Raw genomic sequence first — 23,936 nt, forward strand, 5'->3', positions numbered from 1 at the left:
CAACGCTATACTCCATACCGGCGACGTTAATTCTTGGCATTTGGCTTGAACTGACAAGTTAACAAGGGAGGAGCAGGAAATGAGCATTTACATTCCAGGTAAAGGGAGAATGGCGGTAGGCTTGTCCGGCATGACCCGCCGCAACTTTCTTAAATCCGCTGCCGCCGTCGGAGCAGCAAGCCTCGCGGCGCCTGCGGTGGTGCGGGCCCAGTCCGGCGTCACGCTTCGGTTTCTCAACAACGAAACTTCGGTCGCTAGTCAGGCAGCCCTGAAAAAAGCGTGCGACGACTACGAAAGCAAATTCGGCGTCAAGATAATCGTCGATTCGACCCCCATTAGCGGCACGATGCAAAAAGTGATGGCGGCGGTCGCTGCCGGCCAGCCCTATGACATCATGACTTCCGGGTTCATCGCTGGAATCTTGGAGTATATTCACGCCGGCGCCATCGTCCCGGTGACCGACCTAGTCAAAAAATATGACTGGGGCAAGAAGGCCGCATGGGAGTATCAAGGTGAGAACTGGTACTATCCGTTCGATTACAACCTGGTCGTAAATTATTACCGGAAAGACCTCTATGCCCAGAAAGGTCTGAAGATACCGGAGACGTGGGACGACTTCTTGAATAACTGCCAAGCGCTTACAGTCGTTAATGGTGGAAATGTTGACGTCGGCGGCTGTGTCATACCTCTTGCAAGCGACGGCTCGACCAACTGGGCGAGCTTCGGCAATATGTTCGCCGAAGGCGCGGAGCTCTTTGACAAAGACTGGAATGTCGTTTTCGACCAGGGCGAGAACGCTGATCGTGCCACGCGCTTCTTGGATCTCTATGGCGAGTTGTACAAGACGATGCCGCCCGGCATGAACGCCGTGAGTTATGCTCAACTAATGAGTCTCTTCGCCACCGGAAAGGCGGCACACAGTGTCTATTCTGGTCGGTTGGTCGAAGCGCTTGAAGCGACTAACCCAGAACTCGCCGATAAGTACGGAATATTCCCCTCGCCTGGTAGTACCGGTCAAAAGGCACTTTCATATGCTTTTGACGGCTTCTGCGTAGGGAAGTCGAACCAAAGCGAGGAGGCGATTAAGTTCCTTCAGTGGTTTGCAGAAGAGCATTACGTCGATTGGCTGCTTTCAGCATGGATGAACAACCATCCGGCGCGCCTGGACATCTATGAGAACGAGCGTTGGAAGAGCCATCCCATGATCAAGAAGCATTGGAATACGATGATGACGATGAAGTCCTACATTGAAGGCGACAACATCAAGATCATGGCAATCGACACCAGCGGTCCTTCGATCGACATCCGTGCTTGTAACGTATTCAACGCGAATGTCATGCCGGAAATGCTCCAGCAGAAAGTCCTCGGCAACGCCTCGTCGGCTGATTGCGTCGCCGCGACTGCGCAACGCATTCGCTCCGTCATCTAACTGCAGATCGGGGCGGCCCCCGCCGCCCCGATCGTTCGTCCAAGGGATGATTCTTATGGTTCAGGACCGGCGAATTGTTGCATTGTTTATTGGCAGTATCTCCTTGCTCGCATTTATTATTGGCGGCCCGTTGATTTACGCGGTTATGCTATCATTCTATTCGGCCCGTTCGTTTATGAGCGAACCCGAGTGGGTCGGCCTGAGCAACTACATCAAGGTATTGCAAGATCCTCTTTTCTGGAATTCGTTGACGAACGGCCTCACAATCGCGCTTTCGTCGATTGTCCTGCAGGTAGTTCTGGGCGTTGGAATAGCGATGGTGCTTAACAAGCGCTTTCTTGGCCAGACCGTTGCACGTTCGATCGCTATTCTTCCCTACTTCCTGCCGACAGTTGTCGCCTGCCTAGTGGCCCAATGGGTTCTCGAGCCAAATTACGGATTGGTAAAGAGCGTTCTGGCATCCATCGGTGTTGGAATGCTCGATTGGAGTTCTCATGCCTTCACTGCCAAAGGCACAATCATACTCGTCAGTGTGTGGTTGTGGACACCTTTTGTCGTAACCTGCGTTCTAGCTGGTTTGCAGACGATCCCAACGCAACTTTACGAAGCCGCTCGCGTCGATGGCGCCGGTGCTTGGACGCAATTCTGGCACATCACGATACCAGGCTTACGCTCGGTTCTGATCGTGGTCATCCTTCTGCGTGGCATCTGGATGTTCAACAAGTTCGATCTGATATGGCTTTTGACAAAAGGCGGGCCGCTCAACCAGACGGAGACCTTGCCTACCTTAGCCTATCGGAAGTCGTTTATTGAGTACAACCTGGGCGGGGGCGCCGCTGTGGCAACGATCTCCTTCCTCCTGCTCTCAGGCGTCATTCTCATCTATCTGCGCCTGTTCCCCATCGATGATGCAAAGCAAGGGCGATAAGAAATGAAGAGCCATGTAGAGCGATTGCCCGTTGATTCCAGTCGCCAGATACCTGAGCGCGAACCGATTCGTCCGAGATCGTCGCTGCAACACGGGAGCAAGGTTCAGGAAAGCACTTTCTGGAAACCATTCAAAAAGCTGTCGGCAAAAAGTGCCCTTTATGCAACAGTACTCGTTATCTGTCTTTATTCATTATTTCCGATATACTGGATGATCATTTCGAGCCTAAGGCCCGCGGAGCGCCTTTTTCTCGATACATCTCTCGTTTTCTGGCCGCCGGACCTGACGTCTTACGTCTCCCTCTTCCGGCAGACGAATTATATCGTCAATTTTCTGAACAGCGCTCTGATGGCGGTTGCGACGATTACCGTCTCCCTCGTGCTGTCGGCATTTGTCGCTTACGGCGCCACCCGGCTGCGCTTTCGGGGCAAGACTATGCTCGTTGCATCGATGCTTTTTGCCTACATGTTCCCACCCCTCATGCTGGCCATCCCAATGGCGGCAGCTTTCCGAACGATCGGCCTCACCGACACACTGTGGGGACTGTTGATCGCCCATCTCGCAATTTCGCTGCCGCTGGCGGTGTGGTTGCTCTGGGGTTTCTTCAAGTCAATGCCGTTTGACCTTGAGGAGGCTGCGATGGTTGACGGCTGTTCTCAGTTCGAAGCGTTCATCAAGGTCGTCTTGCCATTGTCCGCTCCCGGGCTCATCACTGTCGCCATCTTCTCGTTCCTTCTCTCTTGGGCCGACTATGTGTTCGCGCTGATACTTATTATGAGCGACCAAAGAAAGACGCTCCCCGTTGCTCTGCAGTCGTTGCTCGGCGCGCATGATTTGCGTTGGGGTGAAGTCTTGGCCGGCGCTTCGCTGATAGCTCTGCCTTTGTTTGTAATATTTATCTTTTGCTATCGGTACTTCGTCGCCGGGCTGTCAGCGGGTGCGGTGAAGGGATGACCTGGATTCCAAAAGCATCACCATCGGGAGAAGGTTTATGGCGAGCTACGACTATATTATCGTTGGTGCAGGTTCGGCCGGATGTGTTCTGGCAACTCGCCTGAGTGAAGACGCTAATGTGAGCGTATTGCTGATTGAGGCGGGCGGGGGGAAGTCGATGTTTGTCGATATGCCCGCCGGAATCAAGGTTCTCTATACGAGCGGTCGATACAACTGGCGGTTTTGGACTGAGCCGCAGCAACATCTAGACAATCGCCGGATCTATATCCCCAGAGGGAAGGTCATTGGAGGGTCGTCATCGATCAATTCCATGATCGCTATGCGCTGCAACCCGTGGGACTACGATTCGTGGGCGTCTCGGGGCATGCCTCAGTGGAGCTTTGCCGCGATGCTCCCCTATTTGCGCAGGATTGAGGATGCGAGCCTGGTCGCTGAACCTGATAATGGAACGCGTGGGCACACCGGGCCCATTAAGCTTTCCTACGGGCCACGGCGCCCGACCGCACAGGCGTTTGTCGACAGCCTCCTCGCCGCCGGTTTACCAGAGAACCATGGATTCAATGGACCCTCGCAGATAGGCGCAGGTTTCTACGAACTTACGATAGCAAATGGAAAGCGGTCCGGCTCATTCAAGTACCTGGAACGCGCCAAGGGACGCCCGAACCTCACCATCCTCTCCAATAGTCATGTTCGTCGCATTAACGTTGAAAGAGGTGGTGCCCGTGGCATCGTCCTGGTCCAGAACGGCCGCGAGAAGACGATCAACTGCGATCGAGAGGTTCTGCTGACGGCAGGCGCGATCGGTTCGCCGCAGCTTTTGATGCTGTCTGGTATTGGGCCTGCTGATCATATGAAGTCTTTCGGCATCAAACCCGTTCACGATCTTCCGGGCGTGGGCGAGAATCTTCAGGACCACCTGGACCTCGCGGTTCGCTTCGAGTCATCGCAACCGACGACGTTGACCCCCTATATGGGCCTCCTGAGGGGCGGCATGGCCGGCGCTCGATATATTCTCAAAGGCGATGGTCCGGCCGCTTCGCAGGCCGTGGAGGCGGGAGCGTTTTGGGGCCCTGACCGATCATCTCCGTTGCCGGAGTGGCAGGCACACTTTGCCAACGTCCTCCGCAATCCGCCGGCCGGTGAGCGTATCGCTCACGGTTTCGCTGTTCGCGTATGTCAACTCAGGCCACAAAGTCGCGGTACGGTAAGATTGCGAAGCGGAGACCCCGCCGTTCCACCGGCGATCGACCCGCGTCTTGCTTCCGAACGTGCAGACCTCGAGAGCCTGAGAGATGGCACGCGCGATATGTGCGATATGATGATGCGCGGACCACTCAAGAACTTCATAAAACGTCCGTTGGATGCGGAAGTGTTCGGCAATCTCTCCGAGCAGGAGGCTTTCCTGCGAGCGCGGGCCGAGACGGTGTATCACCCCGTAGGGACCTGTCGCATGGGCGCTGACGATGCATCGGTCGTGGACCCGAGCATGAAAGTCCGCGGTGTTGATGGTGTACGGGTGATCGACGGTTCGGTGATGCCAACGCTTCTAAGCGGCAATACGAACCTGCCGATTATGGCGATCGCCGAAAAAATCGCTGACGAACTCATTCACGGCGAAAGCGTTTCGCGTGATCACCCGATCGCTGGGGAGATGCTTGCGCACGGGCGCCACGCGCCCTCCTCCTGAAAGCCTCCGTTTATCGTCCGAGGAACGCTGTAGCGGTGCGAAAAGCGCCCAGGCTGTTTTCGCAAATTTTTTGAACTCGCAGGGTACGATGGCCGATTTTGATGTTGACTTGGCAGTAATTGGTGGTGGTTCAGGCGGGGTCCGCGCCGCACGGGTCGCTGCTAGCTATGGAGCCAAGGTCATCGTTGCTGAAGGAGATCGGGTCGGCGGCACCTGCGTTATCCGTGGCTGCGTACCAAAAAAGCTTATGGTCTACGCTTCAGATCTCCAGAAAGAGATCGGGAACGCGGCTGGCTTCGGATGGTCGGTCCCCCCAGCAAAATTCGATTGGGGAGTATTGACGGCAAATAGAAACAGGGAAGTCGCCCGTCTCGAGACGGCATATACGTCGACGATCGAACGTTCGGGAGCGCGCCTAGTGAAAGAGCGCGCAACGTTCCAAGACGCACGCACCTTGCGTCTTGCCAATGGGGAGACGGTGCGCGCTCGTAATATACTGATTGCCACTGGCAGCACGCCGAACCACGGGGAGGCAATACCGGGCATCGAGCATGTCATCTCGTCCGACAAGGTCTTTGAGCTTCGTGAACTGCCGCAGCGGATCCTAATTCAAGGAGGGGGCTACATTGCGGTTGAGTTCGCATGCATATTCGCCGGTCTCGGTTCGAAAGTGACCTTGGTTTGTCGCAGCGACAACATCCTGCGCGGTTTTGATGAAGACGTAAGGGCACATGTTCGTCGTGCTCTGGAGGAGCAGGGGATTCTGGTCGTCACTTCCTGCCGGATCAACAGGGTCGACAGGATTGACGAAAGCAGTGGGCTATTGAAAGCCAGTCTTTCAAACGCTGAACAGCTCGTCGCAGACCAAGTCATGTTTGCGATCGGACGAAAGCCCAACACTCAGGACCTAAATCTCCAGAATTCTGGCGTTGCGCTAAGCCCTGACAGCGGCGGCGTCGCGGTCAACGAGAACTCGCAGACCAATGTGCCCCATATCTACGCGGTCGGCGACGTGACAAACCGCGTAAACCTTACCCCTGTAGCGGTGCGCGAGGGCCAGGCCTTTGCAGATTCGGTATTTGGCGAGCGTCCCACGCAGGTCGACTATGCGGATATCCCGACTGCGGTTTTCTCGCGTCCGGAAGTCGGATCCGTTGGGCTATCAGAGGCACAAGCCTGTGCCCTGTTTGAAAGGGTGGACATCTACAAAACGGATTTTCGGCCCATGAAGGTCGCCCTCTCCTACAGCTCCGAACGAATGATGATGAAGCTCGTCGTAGATGCAGATTCCGGGAGGGTTGTCGGCTGCCATATTGTCGGATCAGGCGCGGCGGAGATCATCCAGGCAGTTGCGATTGCGATAAGAATGAAAGCCGTAAAGGAGGACTTTGATGCAACAATGGCTCTTCATCCAACAGCGGCGGAAGAACTTGTCACGATGCGGACACCGACCAAGCGCTGCGTTCGATAATGCATTTTGTGTAGGCAGTCGGACTCTTCTCGCTTCACCTCAATGCGCTGGGAAGACCATGCTGAGGCGGTCGAACTTCGGTCTTAGGGGTGCTCGCAGCTCTCATCTTTGCTACCATGAAAGCTAACAACGGCTAATCACATGAACAGCCCCTCTAACCGCGTGTGGATAATAGTCAACGATGGATTCGAAGGCGTTGCGATAAGCTATTTGGACGCCTCAGCTGCTGGCAACTTCCAGCAGCCTTCAACTCATCCATTTTCACTCGTGAGAACAATTCGTCGATTTATCAGCAATTTATGTCGATCAGCATTCACGAGGACATATTAGCACATGCCTCTCAAGCTACGCATTTCCTAATCGAAGTGCTCTGACTCAACCGCAGCACTCTGAATAGCCACAGGATCTCGGAGGCTCCATGTGTGGATGTATATGGACCCCGCCCGATTGCAACAGTCGGCTGGATCAGGATCGATGGTCGCAACTGCTGATGTATATCCGGCTGCGTGATGCGGCTGGACAACGTCTTCGCCGCGAGCCTCGATGGGTTGATGGGTTTTCGCCGCTTCCACCTCAAAGCCCCGATGACATTGGTTAACGCCATGCCGGTCCACACATCAGGTTCTGGAAGCGACGGGGTGAGTGACCGTTTCGCCATCTCCTGCCATTGGCTGCAATTGGCGGGGTGGGACCTCCTTTAGTTATTGGCCGCTTCTATTCAGGCCGCCTTCACCGACAGCGCGGCCCCTTTGCGGAAGTCGACCGGCGTGCTCGCAACATAAACCGTCACGCCCGAAGGGATGCTTGAGTACGTTCAGCTGGCGTATCTGGTCTGGTCGGTGCAGGTGCGCCAGCGGACGCAGCTGATCGACGCTTTGCGCGGGCATCTTGCCGAACGCGGCATCATCGCACCACAAGGTCCGGCTCACCTGAAAACCTTAGCTGCCGCGATTGATGCCGCCGAACCAGCGATGCCCCAACTGGTCCTCGACGTTGGTCGCGTATACCTCGAGCAGGTCGACCGGTTGAGCCGCGAAGATTGGAGAGCTGGAGAAATCCTTCGCCGCAAAGCCCCACGCGGGGAGGATACACCCACCTTCGGACCACGCCGGGAATTGGCCCGATCACGGCCATGGCGGTGGAAGCGTTTGCGCCCCCAATGGCGACCTTAAGCGAGGTCGCGACTATAGCGGTGGCGCAGTTCGGAGCGTGCTCTGCTCCGAGAGCCATTGACTGAGAAAACTGGATATGCCAAATTGGTCAAACCAGATCGCGATGTTTTCCCAAACGATGCGCACCTGGATGGTTGGACGTCGAAAATCTCGAAGGAGGAAGCGCCGTGGCGAAGGAAAAGAGCGGCTACTATGGCACGCGAAGGAAATTCTGGTCGTGGGGATATGAAGGTGAAGATAACTCCCAGGACGAAATCCGTACCATGCGAGACCGCGTGGAGCAGCGGCTTGGGATTAAGGATATCGAAGTTCTCTCGGACCCGACCCTTGATGAGATTGAACTTTATCCGTCGCGCATAAAGATCCCGCGAACGCTGGAAGATTTCTGCACCACGGAAAAGTGGGACAGAGTTGTCCATACCTACGGTAAGGGTTTTAAGGACATGACCCTTATCTACCGGCGCGAGTTCAAGAAGGCTCCGGACGTCGTGGCCTATCCGCGCGACGAAGAAGATATTGCCGCCATCTTCGACTGGTGTGGCGAAAACGGCTATGCATGCATACCGTATGGCGGTGGATCGAGCGTCACAGGTGGCTTCTGGGGTCCCGAGCGCGACGCCTTTCCCGGCGTGGTCGTTATTGACCTGGGCAACCTCAACCAGATTCTCGAAATCGACCCTGTGTCACGCTGCGCGCGGATCCAGGCAGGCATTCTCGGGCCGGCTCTGGAAGAACAACTGAAGCCGCACGGCCTCACCCTGCGCCATATTCCGCAATCGTGGGAATTCTCATCGCTGGGCGGCTGGATCGCAACCCGGTCGTCCGGTCACTATGCGACCCATCTCACGCATATCGACGACATGGTGGAAAGCCTGCGCGTCGTCACGCCAGCGGGGACGATCCAGAATCGCCGGCTGCCTGCCTCAGGTGCGGGACCAAATCCGGATCGCATGTTCATCGGGTCTGAAGGCACGATGGGCATCATCACTGATGCATGGATGCGTCTGCAGGGGCGTGTGAAATTCCGTGCGAATGCATCGATCTCCTTCAAGTCGTTCTATGAGGGTGCCAAGGCCGTCCGTCAAATCACCCAAGCGGGACTGTTCCCGGCGAACGCTCGCTATCTCGACGAGCAGGACGCCAAATTCTACGGCGCTGGAGACGGCACCGATTCCGTCTTGCTGCTGGGCTTCGAATCCGCCGACCATCCGGTGGACGCATGGCTGGAGCGTGGTCTCGAAATCTGCAAGGACTTCGGTGGCGTCGTGAAGCAGCGCGCGGGAACAGCAGACAACGCGCTGGAAACCAGCCGCAGCGGGCCGCAGGGTAACTGGCGGCACCAGTTCAGGTATCTGCCCCGGCTGATGCATACGCGCGCTGCGATGGGAATCGTGAGCTTCACGTTCGAAACCGCCTATACTTGGGATCGGTTCGAAGAAGTCGATACCGAGATCATGCGTCGCGTGCGAACGGCCCAGAAGGAACATCTTGGCGGTGGCATCGTCTGCCGCAGGTTCTCCTTCCTGTATCCGGACGGTCCGGCTCCATACTACTCGATCATGGCTCCTTCGACACATGCCAACAGCCTCGAAGCCTATTCGATGCTCCACGACGTGGCGTCGGACGCCCTAATAGAGCTCGGCGCCACCATCACGCACCATCATGCTGTCGGCAAATCGTTCCGTCCTTGGTACGACAAAGAAGTCGATCCGTTGTTCCGCCGTGTGCTGGCAGCCGCCAAGACCGAGCTGGACCCGAAGTGGATGTTGAATCCTGGGCTGATCGTCGACAAGCCCACAGGGCTCAAGATCGTCGGATAGGGGTTCTTCAGCGATGATTGATCTATACTTCTGGCCAACCCCCAACGGGTATAAAGCCGCTATAATGCTTGCAGAGCTGGACTTGGAGTACCGTGTTATTCCGGTTGATATAACCGCAGGAAAGCAATTTGAGCCGGAATTCCTGAAGATCAATCCAAACAACAAAGTGCCGGCTATCGTTGACCACGATGGCCCGCACAACAAGCCTTACGCTGTTTTTGAATCGGCGGTTGTTCTACTCTATCTTGCGGAAAAGTCCGGAAAGTTCCTTTCTCAGGATCCGGAAAAACGATACGATACGCTAAAGTGGCTTGTGTTTCAGAATACCACGATGGGCCCAATGCTGGGCCAAGCGCATCATTTCATGGTATATGCGACTGAGAAGATCGATTACGCCATCGAACGTTACGACCGGGAAGTTGGTCGAATATACAACATTCTCGAGAAGCGCCTTGCCGAATATGAATACCTCGCCGGCGAGTATTCTATCGCTGACATCAGCACATTCCCTTGGGTTCGCACGCGGAAATTGCATCGACGCGACCTGTCGAAGTACCCGAACATTGATCGATGGTACCAGGCGATCAAAGACCGTCCGGGGGTTCGCGCGGGCATAGACACGTTGTCCGACAGCAAGCAGTGGGAAGCGAAGCCGGGCACCGACGCCTGGAAGAATATGTTCGGAAAGAACGGCAGTTCGTAACAATCACACAAAATCCTCCCAGGCGTCAGGCGCGGCGGTCTATTCGTCGCGCCTGACGCCGCGTAACGGCAGTTGATGCAGGGGATCCCTAGGGTCGAAACCCAATCAGGCTGTTGAAGGTCAGTAGCAAATCAGATTCCCTGCCGTCGTTTTGCGCCGGAGGCAAGGATGAGCAGGCTTTTCTGGTTGAATGACGAGGCGTGGGCGGCGATCGAGCCGCACCTTCCAAAGAACCAGCCGGGTGCACGCAGGGTCGACGATCGACGTGTGATCAGCGGTATCCTGCACATACTGAAGACAGGCTGCCGATGGGAGGATTGCCCAGCCGAATACGGTCCGCCGACGACGATCTACAACCGCTTCAACCGCTGGTCACGCCGACAACTCTGGAGCGGCATCCTTGATGCGCTCGTGGCCAAGGGCGTCCTTGCGCTGTCGGCGTCGATCGACTCCAGCTACGTGAAGGCGCACCGCTCCGCACATGGCGGAAAAGGGGGGCGAAGGCGCAGGCTATCGGGCCCTCGCGCGGCGGCCAAACCACCAAGATCCATGCCGTGACGGACCTTCTCGGGCGGCCGGCCGTTCTGCGGCTGACGGCGGGCAACGTCGCCGACGTCACCATGGCCGGGCCGCTGATGGACGCGGCCGGTCGGGTGCGCTGCCTGATCGCCGACAAGGGTTATGATGCCAACGCGCTGCGCAGACGTCTGCGAACCGAAGGCGCCCAGGCCGTCATTCCGGGTCGCTCGAACCGCAAGGTGCCAATCGAATATGACGAGGCCCGCTACAAGAGCCGCTGGCGTATCGAGGCAGCCTTCTGCAGGTTGAAGGACTTCCGCCGCATCGCCACCCGCTACGACAAGCTCGCCCGCAACTTCCTGTCGGCCGTCGCGCTCGCAACTCTCATCGCGTTTTGGGTCTGAACGAGTCTGAACCCTAGGGGCTGGCGCAGGATCTTGGAAATTTTGCGCGGCCGAAAAGCCGTTTGAAATCGCCCAATATGTCTGACCACGAACCTGGCTGATGGATTCACTATCTACTTGACAGCCGACAGATTGGATGACCAAATTGGATATACCAATTACCGCGCTAAGGCTATCAGGATCTGGGGAAATTGAGATGGATTTTTTGGCCGAGCTGCCTCGTCGCATTCATATGATTTTGGAGGAAGGGGCGACGTTCGGCGACTCCCGTATCGCCTTTACAGACGAAAACGGAATTGATTGGTCCTTCCGTCGGCTGATCGACACGGTCGCAGCTGTCTCTGATGAAATGCGGGAACTAGGGGTTCGGCCGGGTGATCGGGTGATGATCATCTGCGAAAACTCGATCGGGGCTGTGGTTCTAATGTATGCGGCAAGCCGGTTGGATGCATGGGCGGTGCTAGCGAATGCCCGACTTAGCAGGCATGAACTTGCCCTTATTGAAGAGGATTGCCAGCCGCGGCGTATATTTCGCACCCATTCCAACTTGTCTGCACAAAATGCGGACGACGGCAATGCTGATGTGCGGCTCTTTACTGGTATCGGCGCCGTAACGGTTGGTCCGTTAAATGAGAGCAGCCAGCCGGAAGAAGTTCACGAAGGATCCGCAGAGCAAGTCGCCGTTCTGGTCTATACTACCGGGACCACGGGGCGCCCTAAGGGCGTCATGCTTAGCCATCGCAATTTGATTTTCGTCGCAAGCAGGGGAAGACGAACACAGTCTCTCTCTCCCGACGATGTCGCCCTGTGTGTCATGCCGATATCTCATTCGTACGGGCTAGTGTTGTTGCAAGGCATGTTGTACGCCGGCGCGCGTATGAAAATTATGCCACGATTTTCACTACAGGAGGCCCTAGATGCTGTTCGCAGCGGAGAGTTGACGGTTTTCAACGCCGTTCCTGCCATGCTGACACGGGTGGTGGCACATGTTGAACAGACGGGCCAAAAGCTCACGCCAAATAACCTCCGGTACGTCTACACGGGTACCGCGCCGCTCGACCTGTCATTACGTAAAAATGTCGAACGGCTGTTCGGCGTGGTCTTACAGAACGGATACGGATTGACTGAAACGTCGCCGACGATCAGCCGGTCTCACTATTCGATTGGCACCGACGACATCCATATTGGTCCACCGATAGAAGGGGTCGAGATCCGGATCGTCGGGCCTGACGGTCTCGATGTCCCAGAGGGAAAGCCGGGAGAATTGCTGGTCAGGGGCCCCAATGTGATGTTGGGATACTATCGCCAGCCGAAAGCGACCGCCGAAGTTATTGACGAGGATGGCTATCTTCACACAGGCGATATCGTCAGTCGCAACGAACGCGGCGAACTGGTTATTCAAGGCCGATCAAAGGAATTGATCATTCGCTCCGGCTTCAATGTCTATCCTCCGGAAGTCGAAGCCGCCCTGAATGCACATCCCAGCATTCTAAATTCCGCCGTGCTCGGACGTCCTGTTGAGGGAAATGAGGAAATTATTGCCTTCGTTGAAATGTTGCCTGAACGGCAGTGCGAGGTGGATGAGATTAAGTCCTTTCTGAAGAGCCGCCTTGCCCAGTATAAGCTGCCGCAACAGATTATCGTTATGCACGATTTGCCGGTCGCTCCGAATGGAAAGATAAAGAAGAACGACTTGAAGAAATATCTCTAGATAGTTTTAGCTGTCGGTTCGACACTTCCTTCCGAAGCGCTCTGGACCATGAGCCCGACCCATATAGTATCTCCGACAAGGTCCGCAATCCCGCAAAAAACTCGATATGGAGAACCCGCCTCGCCATGACAACCTTGCATGCTAACCTGATCGATGGAGCTTGGGTCGAAGGCGAAGCCGCGCCGAACATTAACCCCTCCAACACCAACGAAGTCGTCGGCACCTATGCGCGTGCTACTCGAGCTGACTCCCAAGCCGCGATCGCCGCCGCTAAACGTACGTTCCCGACATGGTCGCGCACGAGCCCTTTGGAGCGTCACGCGGTGTTGCGCAAGGCGGCAGACGAAATTCTCGCCCGCAAGGACGAACTCGGCCGACTTTTGTCGCGCGAGGAAGGCAAATCGTTGGCCGAAGCAGTCGGCGAAACGATTCGTGCGGCCCAGGTTTTCGATTACTTCGCGGGCGAAACGCTACGGCTGGCCGGCGAAACGTTGCCCTCTGTCCGTCCGGGTGTCGGGGTGGATGTGACGCGTGAACCGGTCGGCGTGATCGCTATCATCACGCCGTGGAACTTCCCAATCGCCATTCCGGCGTGGAAAATAGCGCCGGCGCTCTGTTACGGCAACACTGTGGTATTCAAGCCGGCTGATCTCACCCCTGGCTGCGCTTGGGAGCTGGTTGAAATCCTCCACCGCGCCGGGCTGCCAAAGGGTGTGCTCAATCTCGTAATGGGCCGTGGTTCAGTCGTCGGCCAGACCATGCTCGATAGCCCCGACGTAGATGCGATAAGCTTCACAGGCTCAGTGGAGACCGGCCGGCGTGTGGCGGCCTCCTGCGTCGAACACGGCAGGAAGTTCCAACTCGAGATGGGCGGGAAGAATCCACTGGTCGTGCTCGATGATGCGGACCTCAACGTGGCGGTCGACTGCGCCGTCAACGGTGCATACTTCTTGACTGGCCAGCGCTGCACGGCTTCCTCACGGCTGATCGTCACCGAAGGCATTCACGATCGTTTTGTCTCGGCAGTTACCGAAAAGCTTAAGAGCCTCGTCGTCGACGACGCGCTCAAGCCGGGAACGCAGATCGGTCCGGTGGTGGACGAGAACCAACTCAGCCAGGACGAGAAGTATATCGCCATTGGCCGTGAGGAGGGCGCTAAGCTGGTGTGTGGAGGCGAAAGGCTGAACCGTGAGACGCCCGGCTTCTTCTTGCAGCCCGCCTTGTTCACCGAGGCAACCAACAATATGCGCATCAGCCGCGAAGAGATTTTTGGTCCCGTCGCGGCGGTAATTCGTGTCAAGAATTATGAAGAGGCGCTGGAGACCGCGAACGATACGGCATTCGGCCTGTCCTCAGGGATCTGCACGGCCAGCCTGAAACATGCGACGCACTATAAGCGCAATGCCGACGCCGGCATGATTTTTGTCAATCTGCCGACTGGCGGCGTCGACTTCCATGTACCGTTCGGCGGCCGCAAGGCATCGAGCTTCGGCCCTCGCGAACAGGGCCGCTACGCCGCCGAGTTCTACACGACCGTCAAAACGGCCTATACGCTGGGCTGACGGGCTAATGCCGGTCCGCTTAACAGCCCCGAGGTGCCCGCGCCGTGACGGCTTCGCCCATGGCGCAGGCCGCTGGAACGATCCCGCCGGGGCGACCTTGCCTCGCTCGGTCGCGCGAGAGTCGAATAACACCTGCCGCGATTGCCAGGCAGGTACTGGCGGCGCCAATTACTCAGGGAAGAAGCAGCTCGTGCAGCTGGAACGCTTCGTGAGGTCGAAGCATGCTCGGGGTCTGCCAAATAATGCACTCTGCGATACTACGAGGTCGGCGCCTGAACTAGAGCAAGAGATGTTCCCACGGGCCTCCTAGGAAGCCCGGATAGCGGGTCAACCACCAGTTCCTGCTGTTCGATCAGCCGGCGAAAATTCTGCTTGTGGACCAGACGGCCGGCAAGCGCCTCCACCGCGCGCTGCAACTGCAGCAGCGTAAACTGCGGCGGCATCAGTTTGAACACGCGTGATCTGGTCGAAAAGCCAGTCGTTCCGGCCGTCTGACTCTAGAGGAATTCGCCCGATGCAAGCCTTCACCTTCAATACGACCCCCTCGATCGTCTTCGAAGCCGGTTCGGCCAAGCGCTTCGGCGCGATCGCAGGCAAACGGCTGGGCCCGACGGTGCTGTTCGTGACCGATCCCGGCCTGCGCAAACTCGGCCTGTGCGACGCAGCCATCGCCTCACTGGAAAGCGTCGGAGCGTCGGTTGCGATTTTCGATTCCGTTGAAGCCGATCCTTCGCTGGCGACCGTGATGAAGGCGGTGGAAAATGGTCGTTCAGCCGGCGCGACCGGCGTCGCAGGCTTCGGCGGCGGCTCGTCGCTCGACGTGGCGAAGGTGGCCGCACTTCTTCTCGGCTCCGGCGAAGACATCGACGGCGCCTGGGGCGTAGCGCAGGCGAAGGGACCGCGCCTGCCTCTGGTGCTGGCGCCCACCACGGCAGGAACAGGCTCGGAAGTCACCCCGGTTTCAATCATTACCGTCGGTGACGAGGAGAAGCGCGGCGTGTCCAGCGCTATCATCCTGCCGGACATTGCGGTGCTCGATCCGGAACTAACGCTGGGCCTGCCGCCGGCAATCACCGCAGCCACCGGCGTCGACGCGATGGTGCACGCAATCGAAGCCTATGCCTCGAAGAACGCCAACAACAATCCGCTGTCGAAGATGTTGGCCAGACAGGCCCTGCAACTCATCGGCGCCAGCATCGAAAAAGCGGTGCTTGACGGTAAGGATGTCGAGGCGAGGGGGGCGATGTTGCTCGGCTCCATGCTCGCCGGTCAAGCCTTCGCCAATTCGCCGGTGGCCGCCGTCCACGCGCTTGCCTATCCGATCGGGGGGACGTTCCATGTCCCGCACGGCCTCTCGAACGCACTTGTCCTGCCGCATGTCCTGTGCTTCAACGCGCCCGACGCCGCCCATCTCTACGCCGAGATCGCCACGGACGCTTTCCCACGTCTCGCACAAGAGGAAGGTGTCCAGGGGCGCTGCGCGGCGTTCATCGAGGAACTGGCCTCGCTATCGAAAAGACTTGGCCTGCAGCCGCGCCTGCGGGATGTCGGCATCGGCGAAGAGCATCTGAAAAAGATGGCGGCGGATGCGATGAAGCAGCAGCGGTTGTTGGTCAACAATCCGCGCAATGTCTCGGAGCCGGATGCGCTCGCCATCTATCGCGCGGCATGGTGAGACGATGAGCGAGCGGTCTTCACCCACGTCGCGCAATGCCTACAACGCGTTTCGCACAATCACCACGCGCTGGATGGACAACGACATCTATGGTCACATGAACAATGCGGTGCATTATTCGCTGTTCGACACTGCGGTGAATGGCTGGCTGATCGGCGAGGGCCTGCTGGACATCCATGGCGGCGACCAGATTGGGCTCGTCGTCGAAACCGGGTGCCGCTATTTTTCTGAACTTGCTTTCCCCCGATAAGGTAACGGCCGGTATCCGTGTCGCCAGGCTCGGAACGTCCTCCGTTCGCTATGAGGTTGCCCTGTTTCGGAATGAAGAAGAGATCGCCGCGCTGAAGGCTTCTTCGTCCACGTCTAGCTAAGGAAGGAGGACGGCAACCACCCCATCTTGTTCTGACCCCTTTGTGACGGCAACAAGCACCGCAATCAGATCCACGTTCACTTCGTGGCCCTGGTCCCGTTTTCTGGTTCTCCTCAGTGGTTTGGAGGGAGTCTCTTCCATTGCGTACGGCTTGTGTCCGAAGCCTCCGTTGAGGCTGATTGGTTCAACTTCCGACGAACGTGGACTCCGGCGACATGAAGTTTTTGTTCTTCGCATCTGCACAAAATTGTGCCAAACGCCCTGAGGCGGTTGACGCAAAGGAAAGGAATGCCATGAGCGCGACAGGTGAAGTGAAGGCCCTGACGCCCCCCGATATCGTGGCACGCAAGGGTGGGACGCCGCTGGTTTGTCTCACTGCCTACACGACACCGATGGCGAGGCTTGTCGATACCACCTGCGATATCGTGCTTGTCGGTGACAGCGTCGGCATGGTGTTGCATGGCTTGCCGTCCACGCTGGGCGTCACGCTCGACATGATGATCATGCACGCACAAGCGGTGAGCCGTGGCGTCGAGCGGGCACTGATGGTCGTGGACATGCCGTTCGGATCATATGAGGAAGGTCCCGAACAGGCCTTTCGCAATGCCGCCCGGCTGATGGCCGAAACTGGCTGCGCCGCTGTCAAGCTCGAGGGCGGCGAGAGCATGGCGGGCACGATCCAGTTCCTGGTCACCCGCGGCATTCCGGTGATGGCGCATGTCGGGCTCACCCCACAGGCCGTTAACACTTTTGGCGGCTATAAGGTCCAGGGGCGTGGCAACGATGCGGAGCGCATCTTGCGCGATGCCGACGCGGTTTCAAAAGCTGGCGCGTTTGCAGTTGTGCTGGAGAAGGTGCCGGAGGCACTGGCGCGCACTATTACCGCCGACGTTGCTATCCCCACCATCGGCATCGGCGCCTCGTCAGCCTGTGACGGCCAGATCCTGGTGGTTGACGATATGCTTGGCATGTTCACGGACTTTCGGCCGAAATTCGTCAAGCGCTACGCTGAGCTCGGTGAACAAGCGCAAGCGGCGATCGCAGCCTATACGCGCGAGGTGCGCGAGCGGCGCTTTCCGGGCGCAGAGCATGTCTTTGGCGACGGGCCCAAAACGATCAAGGGTGGAGAAGCGGCATGAATGTCCCGATCGTCAGGACCGTGGCGGACCTTCGCACGATCGTTGCGGGATGGCGTCGCGAAGGCGCCATTGTTGCGGTGGTGCCAACAATGGGTGCGTTGCATGAAGGCCATCTCAGCCTGGTGCGGGCCGCGCTCGACAAGGCCGACCGGGTGATCGTGACGCTGTTCGTCAATCCAAAGCAGTTCAACAGCGCAGCCGATCTTGCCGCCTATCCGCGAACCGAGGTGGAGGACGCTGCAAAGCTGGCGCCGCTGGGTGCGCATCTGCTTTACGCGCCGGACGCCGCTGAAACCTATCCAGAGGGTTTTGCCACCGCCGTTTCGGTCGGCGGTGTGAGTGAAGGCCTGTGCGGCGCGTTTCGGCCGGGTCATTTTGACGGCGTCGCCACCGTCGTCGCCAAACTCTTCCTGCAGGCCGGCGCCGATCTTGCGTTTTTCGGGGAGAAGGATTTCCAGCAGCTTCATGTGGTGCGTCGCATGGCGCGGGACCTGGACATCCCGATCACCATCGTCGGCTGCCCGACGGTCCGCGAAGAAGACGGGCTGGCGCTCTCCTCGCGCAACGTGCGGCTCTCGCCGGGTGAGCGACAGGCTGCACCGAGGCTCGCGTCGATTCTGCACACTGCAGCCGGACAGATCGTTGGCGGAGTGCCGGTCAGCCAAACACTGTCGGAAGCGCGTGTGGCCATTCTTTCGGCAGGCTACCGGGAGGTGGAGTATCTGGAAATGCGAGCAGACGCCGATCTTCGGCCTCTGAATGCACTTTACTGTCCCGCGCGCCTGCTGGTGGCCGCCTGGCTCGGCAACACACGTTTGATTGACAATGTCGAGGTTGTGCCCCGGCAAAACGTCGCTGCGATCTCAGGCGAACCGGATCTGAAAGTTACAAGCCTGCATGCGTCATAGCACACAAGCGGCGGCTATTCGGCACTCCCATAGCCGCGACGGCGAGAAGCAGAAGGCATCAGTCTCATTGCCGCATCGTCGGACCCTGGATCCTGGAAAGGGTAGTCAAGGGCACGGCTAACTATAACCCAATCGCGGCGTTCGGCACTTGGTGGCACCACGCGATTTGCGCTTGCGCTAACCGGATTTCTGCCGCGCGACCGTGCGGGGACAGAGGCACGGAGCCGCTGAAGAAGCACCGACCGGACCATCTTCGCAAAGCAAGCCGAGGCAGGTGCTGGAACGCAAGATTCCCCAAGGGCGGAAATCTCGCGCCATGGTCAGGTAGGGTAAGCTGGGAGGTGAGTGTGACGGTGGACTTCGGAGATATATCAAGCCTACAAGCGAAAGCTCTATTTTGGGCAGCCGGCCCGCCATCCTGGCGATCGACCTGACAAGCTGGCCTATGAAGGTGGCGCGCGCCCGGTGAGCGAGGTCGCCTTCAAACATCCGGCCTCGTGCGGCGCGAACGCATGAAGGGCGCTAGAGCCAACGAAGGCGCTGCTCGCAGCGGTGCGGGCCGGGAACATCCCGATATTCCACACGAAGGTTGATACACGGCCGGCATCCAAGCCGCTCGACGTTAGGGCGACCATCCCGCCGGTCAGCGGCAGGGATCTGGAATATTCGAACTCCTCGACGCGGTCGCGCCGCAGGAGGGCGAAATCGTCATCCTACAGCAGCGCGCAAGCAGGTTCTTCGGCACGCCGGCCGTCGACTGGCGCACGCCGAGCTGCTGCCCGAGGATCACCGAAGACACGCCCTTCGACGAGAAGAGAATCAGGTAGATTGCCCGCAGCCACACCTTCAGCGGAAGCTTGGTCGCGTGCATCGGGGTCTTCGTCGTGACCGTGAACTGCCCTGCGCAGTTCCCGCACTCGTAGAGGCCCGGGCGAGAGATTCTGCCCTTGTCGCGGAAGCGCCAGGCCTCGGCAGAGCCGCAGTGCGGGCAGTGCGGACCGTCAGGCCAGACCAGCCGCTCGAAGAGCTGGCGCGCGGAATCCTCGGTGGGAAACCGCCAGTCCAGCCACTCGAGGCTGTTCAGCCTTGGAACGCGCTTCTTGCCCATTTCCCCCGCCTGCGCAGAGGACTGCCATCTGGGCGGAGGCAGGGTTCATTTCAAGCGAAGAGGGGATTCGACCTAAAGCCTTGGTTAATTGGGCGAACGGGGAAAACGCCTTTGTTTGGTAGATAGGTGTGATTTGCGAGGTATGGGTGGGGAGCGGCAACCAAGAACAGCACGACCCGAATCGCGGCTCGAATCCTTACCGACCTATGAGCGACGGCATTTCTCCGTCCGCCACTCGCCACGTCCAGGCATCGACTTCCGGCCGCGATGCGATGAGCTGCTCGAGCGCTTCCTCGTAGTATTTGTCCACTGTCGGCGGAACAATATAGAGCGCAAGCGGACGCGACTGACGCTGCAGCATTGCTGCCGCGCACGGCCGTTCAGCATCTAAACTGTAGCGCAGCCCCTTCACGCTTCGTAAAGTCAGCTTGGCGAGTGAATCGACCAGCTTTTTCTCATAGACGGAGTCGTAAGGGATCCAGTTCTCCGAAACCACCATCAGCGCCATCTCTTCGATCACAGCTAGCCCTGTCGGGGTGAGCCCGAAGGTCGCGATCGCCATCAGATGAGACGCTTCGTCGGCACTCCAGAGCATCAATTCGCTTTCGAAGCGTGCCCGAAGCCTGCGCTGGAGTTCGTCATCCAGCATGAACGGGAAGTCGGGCATGTGCTTGACAACAAGTCGATGACCGGTCCGTGCCGGCGAGATGTCCTTGGCCTCACCGAGCAGGATCATCAGTTTCCGCGGCCCACTCCTCAGTGGCAACGCAGGCGCCAGCGCCACGGCCCGCCGCTGTTCGATCGCCGCCTTGTCCGGAGCACGAAACGGCTCGGGCACGAACAACACATCGCTCAGCATGCCGCCTTTTAACGTCATCTGCTGTGCCGCCTCGAGCAGATGCCATCTAATGTTCCACCAATGACGCTTGCCCGCCCATCGTGAGGTCCAGGCCGTCAATTCAGCCTGATGCCAGAGATAGTGAAGCAGGCTGCGCAGCGACAATTTCTTCGTGTCGCCGGCCACGCTATCGGCGCTCATCGCGCCAGCAACAGACGTTGCGCGTGCGCCCACTTTCGTCAGACTGAAACCGACCTTAAGCGCCGACAGGCCGCTCTCGGGATCCACCTGAATGGCGCTGCCCAAAAGCACACCGAGCCCGGACAATTCGTCGGGCGCATCATAAGACGGGCAGGCCGCGTCATGTTCGCTTCCCGACAACGGCATCCGTTTGACGATAAATTGGTCGCCGACCTGAGCGATATACATCGCAAGAGCCGGTTCCTTGCACATACATAACGGGCGGATACGATGCCGATATGCATTGGCAAGCACGTCCTGCAGATCGTGTGCGGTTTCCTCGATAACCCGGTCAGACAGCCTGAAACGTCGCATCGCCTCCATCGCTCCGGATGCCGCCGCATCCCCTCCTTCCATTGATTCACGGATTTCCGCCGCACGCAACCCGCAGGTTGGTCACGAGACGGCGCACGCATCCGTGACGCAGGCCCGGTGCCACAGGGCGCACTTCACGCGCCGGCTGGGCCTGGCTAGAGGCAGAGGGGAGGCCGGGATGCGGTGGCGGGTGGAGGCCGGGAGAGAGGCTCCCGGCACCCGTCGCGGAGAACGATCATGACCCATATGGAAATTCAGGCGCGGATCCGCGCCGCACCCAACGGCTACAAGGTCGACGTCAGCCGCGGCCAGCGCATCGGCCGCGTGTCGTCGGAATGGTTCAACCGGCCAGACGACGAACGCTACCTGTCCCTCACCGATCTCCACAATTCGGTGAAAAGGCGATCGGCACGAAGCAAGACCCGGATCGTGGAGAGCGAAGCCATCCGCGTCGAAGCCTCTCGCGACAACCCCGAACGGCTGACGTTGATGCTGCCAGACGCGCATGCGCCTGTCACCCCGACGCATTGGAGTTTCGGCCAGCTCGCCAGTCTGGTCGGCGCACCGACGACCTATCTGCGCCAGCTTCCGGCAGCGCTCGCTGGCATCAACCTGCAATATGGCCTTTCCACGCACCGCGCCGAGCAGGTGAAGACGCTCGAAGTCGAGAACGGCCGTCTCGAGCTTCGGGCAGTGACGGGGCCAGATTACGGGAGAATTTTCGACCACGAACTTGTCGAGGCGGTGCAGAAGATCGCCGGCAACGGTACCAGCGATACGCGATGGAAGGTGCCGGGCGTGCTCGATTGGTCGACCCACATCTACAACCCAAACGTCGATATTTCGAAGGACACGACGACGCTTTATGCCTCCGACCGCGACATCTTTGTATTCCTGGTCGACGATCTCAACCCGATCGAAGCCGGTCGGCTACCGAACGGCGAACCCGATCTCTACTTCCGCGGATTCTATGCCTGGAACAGCGAGGTGGGCTCGAAAACCCTTGGGATTGCAAGCTTTTACCTGCGTGCCGTGTGTTGCAATAGGAATCTATGGGGCGTCGAGGATTTCCAGGAAATCACCATCCGCCACTCCAAATATGCCGCCTCACGCTTTGCTCTCGAAGCTGAGCCGGCGCTAGTCCAGTTCGCCGAATCCTCGCCCATGCCCTTCATAAACGGCATCAAGGCGGCGCGTGAGCGGATCGTTGCACGAGACGATGACGATCGAACCACCTTCCTGCGCAAGCGTGGCTTCTCGAAGGCCGAGACCACGAAGATCATCGACGCCGTGCTCATCGACGAAGGCCACCCGCCAGCGTCGGTCTTCGATTTCGTGCAGGGCATCACACGGGTTGCGCGCGACAAGCAGCATCAGGATGTCCGGCTCGAGTTGGAAGGCAAGGCAAAGAAGCTATTCGACCTCGCCAGCTGACCCGCCACAATTCTTGATTCCATCCCTCGCGACACCGGTATTCCCATGGTCGCCGCTCCAAGGCGCCGTCCTTCCAGTCGGGAGGACGGCGCCTTTCGTCGTGACGGACCAGGAGGTCGAAAAAAGTCAACGGCCGCCCGTCGCGGAGCACGAGCGATGAACGAACCCACCTGCAACCGAATGCTCTTACTCACGCCAGAACTGCGCGGGCGGCTTCTAAAAACGGCCGCCACAGCGGTCGCGATCATGTGCCTGTGGTCAAGTTTTTCCATCCGGTCGGCATCGGCACCTGGCTTGCGACCGAACTCGATGCCGACGGCGACATACTATTCGGCCTGGCGGAGCTGAACGACGCGCCGGAACTCGGATCCTTCAGCCTCGAAGAGCTTGCCACGCTTAAGCTGCCGTTCGGCATGCATATCGAGCGCGACCTTTTCTTCACCGGTGCATTCCCGATCTCGGCCTATGCCGAAGCCGCCCGTGGGACCGGCAGCATCACCGCGGCCATCCGCATCCTTTCCAACGCCGCAAGGGCAAAACGCGGGAAGGGGGCCTGATGCGGTTCCGTCCCTGGCCCAGACCTGAACCCTATCGGGACACGTCGCGCAAACACGCAGCCTTCAAGCGCAAGCAACGTCTCGAACGCGAGGCGCTGCCGCTCTTCGCGGACATGATCGCTGCGGGACAGCATAGTGTCGACGAAAAAATGGCCCGCCGGCACATCTGGTGGGAGGAGCGCGAACACGAGCAGCGCGCCCAGTGAGCCGCGCGTTGGCGAAAGGCCCGCGATCGTCTGTTCGCGCTGCCCGACGAACTTCGTCGCACGGTCCGACAACTCTGGCGGAGTTGCCCCTATCCGGCGGATCCCGCCTATCTGCTCGATCTGCTGCACCAGATCGCGGTGGGTCAGGTCGACCCACATCGGCCGCCTTGGGTCTTCGACTGCAAGCTTACGGCGCGCACGACGCCGAACCCCGAAAAATTCGACGAAGCTCTCCGCCAGCATGTCGGCCGGCCTGGCCATTGGATCGATCTCGAGGTGCGCGGCGACTGCTCGGATGCCGAGCTCGAGTTGATCCGCCGCCTCGCCCAGGAGGCGGATACGCGGCCCGTCGTGGTGCGCCACGTCGCAAAGCTGATTTCTGCCGGACAAGAGGAGGCAGGCCATGATGAGCCATCCTGAAGCCTGCACTGCCTTGACCCGGATGGAAGCCCGCCTGCGCGAAACACGCCACAATCTCTTCGAACTCGAACGATCGCTGCGAGATCGCGCCGAAGAGGAGACCATTCGTTCGCGCCCGAAAATGCGTCGCTACAACCGCCGCATTACCAACTGGACCGGCAAGGACGAGGAAGCCTATCTCCAAGTCCTTGATCGGCTGACCGACAGTGCTGCGGCCGATCTCGATCGGTTGCGGCGCAAGATCGAACGCCAGGATACGGCCATCGAGGCGCTGCGCCGAAAGTATAGGGTCAATGCCGAACGGCCAACCTTCACACCCCTGTAGGCAACAGCATCGCCGTAGTCAGCCACCATACGGGTTTCCCG

19 protein-coding genes and 3 pseudogenes are annotated in these 23,936 nt (G+C 58.7%); 19 read left to right on the forward strand and 3 right to left on the reverse strand.

The window, feature by feature from the left end:
* The first annotated feature begins 79 nt into the window (after positions 1 to 79).
* The 10 genes and pseudogenes from C7T96_RS20735 (at position 80) to C7T96_RS20785 (ending at position 14,360) form a co-directional block, all read left to right on the forward strand.
* The gene (locus C7T96_RS20735; RefSeq protein ID WP_106573172.1) at positions 80 to 1,429 is read left to right on the forward strand and encodes an extracellular solute-binding protein; all 1,350 of its coding nucleotides are present in this window, start codon (positions 80 to 82) and stop codon (positions 1,427 to 1,429) included.
* A gap of 55 nt (positions 1,430 to 1,484) precedes the next feature.
* Positions 1,485 to 2,357, forward strand: a complete 873-nt coding sequence (locus C7T96_RS20740) for a sugar ABC transporter permease (protein ID WP_106573242.1) — start codon at positions 1,485 to 1,487, stop codon at positions 2,355 to 2,357.
* Positions 2,358 to 2,360: 3 nt separating this feature from the next.
* A complete protein-coding gene (locus C7T96_RS20745) occupies positions 2,361 to 3,311 on the forward strand; it encodes a carbohydrate ABC transporter permease (protein WP_106573173.1) in 951 nt (316 codons plus the stop codon).
* Between the two features lie 37 nt (positions 3,312 to 3,348).
* Entirely contained in the window at positions 3,349 to 4,998 is a 1,650-nt protein-coding gene (locus tag C7T96_RS20750) for a GMC family oxidoreductase N-terminal domain-containing protein (RefSeq protein ID WP_093037040.1), read from the forward strand.
* A gap of 88 nt (positions 4,999 to 5,086) precedes the next feature.
* Positions 5,087 to 6,469, forward strand: coding sequence for a glutathione-disulfide reductase (gene gorA, locus C7T96_RS20755; RefSeq protein WP_106573174.1), 1,383 nt, complete (start codon positions 5,087 to 5,089; stop codon positions 6,467 to 6,469).
* A gap of 1,339 nt (positions 6,470 to 7,808) precedes the next feature.
* The gene (locus C7T96_RS20765; RefSeq protein WP_106573243.1) at positions 7,809 to 9,461 is read left to right on the forward strand and encodes an FAD-binding oxidoreductase; all 1,653 of its coding nucleotides are present in this window, start codon (positions 7,809 to 7,811) and stop codon (positions 9,459 to 9,461) included.
* A gap of 13 nt (positions 9,462 to 9,474) precedes the next feature.
* Entirely contained in the window at positions 9,475 to 10,164 is a 690-nt protein-coding gene (locus tag C7T96_RS20770; RefSeq protein WP_106573176.1) for a glutathione S-transferase N-terminal domain-containing protein, read from the forward strand.
* Positions 10,165 to 10,332: 168 nt separating this feature from the next.
* A pseudogene (locus tag C7T96_RS20775) lies at positions 10,333 to 11,087 on the forward strand (IS5 family transposase).
* Between the two features lie 196 nt (positions 11,088 to 11,283).
* A complete protein-coding gene (locus tag C7T96_RS20780) occupies positions 11,284 to 12,798 on the forward strand; it encodes a class I adenylate-forming enzyme family protein (RefSeq protein ID WP_106573178.1) in 1,515 nt (504 codons plus the stop codon).
* A gap of 125 nt (positions 12,799 to 12,923) precedes the next feature.
* A complete protein-coding gene (locus tag C7T96_RS20785; protein WP_106573179.1) occupies positions 12,924 to 14,360 on the forward strand; it encodes an aldehyde dehydrogenase family protein in 1,437 nt (478 codons plus the stop codon).
* Positions 14,361 to 14,617: 257 nt separating this feature from the next.
* Here C7T96_RS20785 and C7T96_RS20790 read toward each other — a convergent pair whose 3' ends face one another.
* The gene (locus C7T96_RS20790; RefSeq protein WP_106573180.1) at positions 14,618 to 14,815 is read right to left on the reverse strand and encodes a hypothetical protein; all 198 of its coding nucleotides are present in this window, start codon (positions 14,813 to 14,815) and stop codon (positions 14,618 to 14,620) included.
* Positions 14,816 to 14,874: 59 nt separating this feature from the next.
* On the opposite strand from C7T96_RS20790, the gene C7T96_RS20795 reads away from it, so the two are divergent.
* From C7T96_RS20795 to panC, 4 genes and pseudogenes are all read left to right on the forward strand, one after another.
* Positions 14,875 to 16,035, forward strand: a complete 1,161-nt coding sequence (locus C7T96_RS20795) for an iron-containing alcohol dehydrogenase (RefSeq protein WP_093037061.1) — start codon at positions 14,875 to 14,877, stop codon at positions 16,033 to 16,035.
* Between the two features lie 4 nt (positions 16,036 to 16,039).
* Positions 16,040 to 16,399, forward strand: a pseudogene (locus tag C7T96_RS20800) (acyl-CoA thioesterase); the annotation flags it as partial.
* A gap of 299 nt (positions 16,400 to 16,698) precedes the next feature.
* Positions 16,699 to 17,544, forward strand: coding sequence for a 3-methyl-2-oxobutanoate hydroxymethyltransferase (gene panB / locus C7T96_RS20805; RefSeq protein WP_106573181.1), 846 nt, complete (start codon positions 16,699 to 16,701; stop codon positions 17,542 to 17,544).
* Positions 17,541 to 18,452: a pantoate--beta-alanine ligase gene (gene panC, locus C7T96_RS20810; RefSeq protein ID WP_106573182.1), complete on the forward strand. Its 912-nt coding sequence runs from the start codon at positions 17,541 to 17,543 to the stop codon at positions 18,450 to 18,452. Before panB ends, panC begins: the two co-directional genes overlap by 4 nt.
* 643 nt (positions 18,453 to 19,095) lie before the next feature.
* Here the strand turns inward: panC and C7T96_RS20815 are convergent.
* Both C7T96_RS20815 and C7T96_RS20820 read right to left on the reverse strand, forming a co-directional pair.
* Complete coding sequence (locus tag C7T96_RS20815) at positions 19,096 to 19,560, reverse strand: transposase (RefSeq protein ID WP_106573183.1); 465 nt, start codon at positions 19,558 to 19,560, stop codon at positions 19,096 to 19,098.
* A 196-nt stretch (positions 19,561 to 19,756) separates the two neighbouring features.
* Positions 19,757 to 20,995, reverse strand: coding sequence for a DUF1173 domain-containing protein (locus C7T96_RS20820; RefSeq protein WP_245414196.1), 1,239 nt, complete (start codon positions 20,993 to 20,995; stop codon positions 19,757 to 19,759).
* Between the two features lie 195 nt (positions 20,996 to 21,190).
* On the opposite strand from C7T96_RS20820, the gene C7T96_RS20825 reads away from it, so the two are divergent.
* The 5 genes and pseudogenes from C7T96_RS20825 (at position 21,191) to C7T96_RS20840 (ending at position 23,895) form a co-directional block, all read left to right on the forward strand.
* Positions 21,191 to 22,387 (forward strand): DUF932 domain-containing protein, encoded by a 1,197-nt coding sequence (locus C7T96_RS20825; RefSeq protein ID WP_106573184.1) that lies wholly within the window; start codon positions 21,191 to 21,193, stop codon positions 22,385 to 22,387.
* A 180-nt stretch (positions 22,388 to 22,567) separates the two neighbouring features.
* Positions 22,568 to 22,944, forward strand: a pseudogene (locus C7T96_RS20830) (DUF2958 domain-containing protein).
* Entirely contained in the window at positions 22,944 to 23,150 is a 207-nt protein-coding gene (locus C7T96_RS24410; protein ID WP_245414197.1) for a hypothetical protein, read from the forward strand. Before C7T96_RS20830 ends, C7T96_RS24410 begins: the two are co-directional and overlap by 1 nt.
* Before the next feature lie 138 nt (positions 23,151 to 23,288).
* Positions 23,289 to 23,570 (forward strand): hypothetical protein, encoded by a 282-nt coding sequence (locus C7T96_RS24415; RefSeq protein ID WP_245414198.1) that lies wholly within the window; start codon positions 23,289 to 23,291, stop codon positions 23,568 to 23,570.
* Positions 23,554 to 23,895, forward strand: coding sequence for a hypothetical protein (locus C7T96_RS20840; protein ID WP_106573186.1), 342 nt, complete (start codon positions 23,554 to 23,556; stop codon positions 23,893 to 23,895). Before C7T96_RS24415 ends, C7T96_RS20840 begins: the two co-directional genes overlap by 17 nt.
* Positions 23,896 to 23,936: the final 41 nt, after the last annotated feature.

The organism is Nitratireductor sp. StC3, assembly GCF_003015025.1.
GTDB lineage: Bacteria > Pseudomonadota > Alphaproteobacteria > Rhizobiales > Rhizobiaceae > Mangrovimarina > Mangrovimarina alexandrii.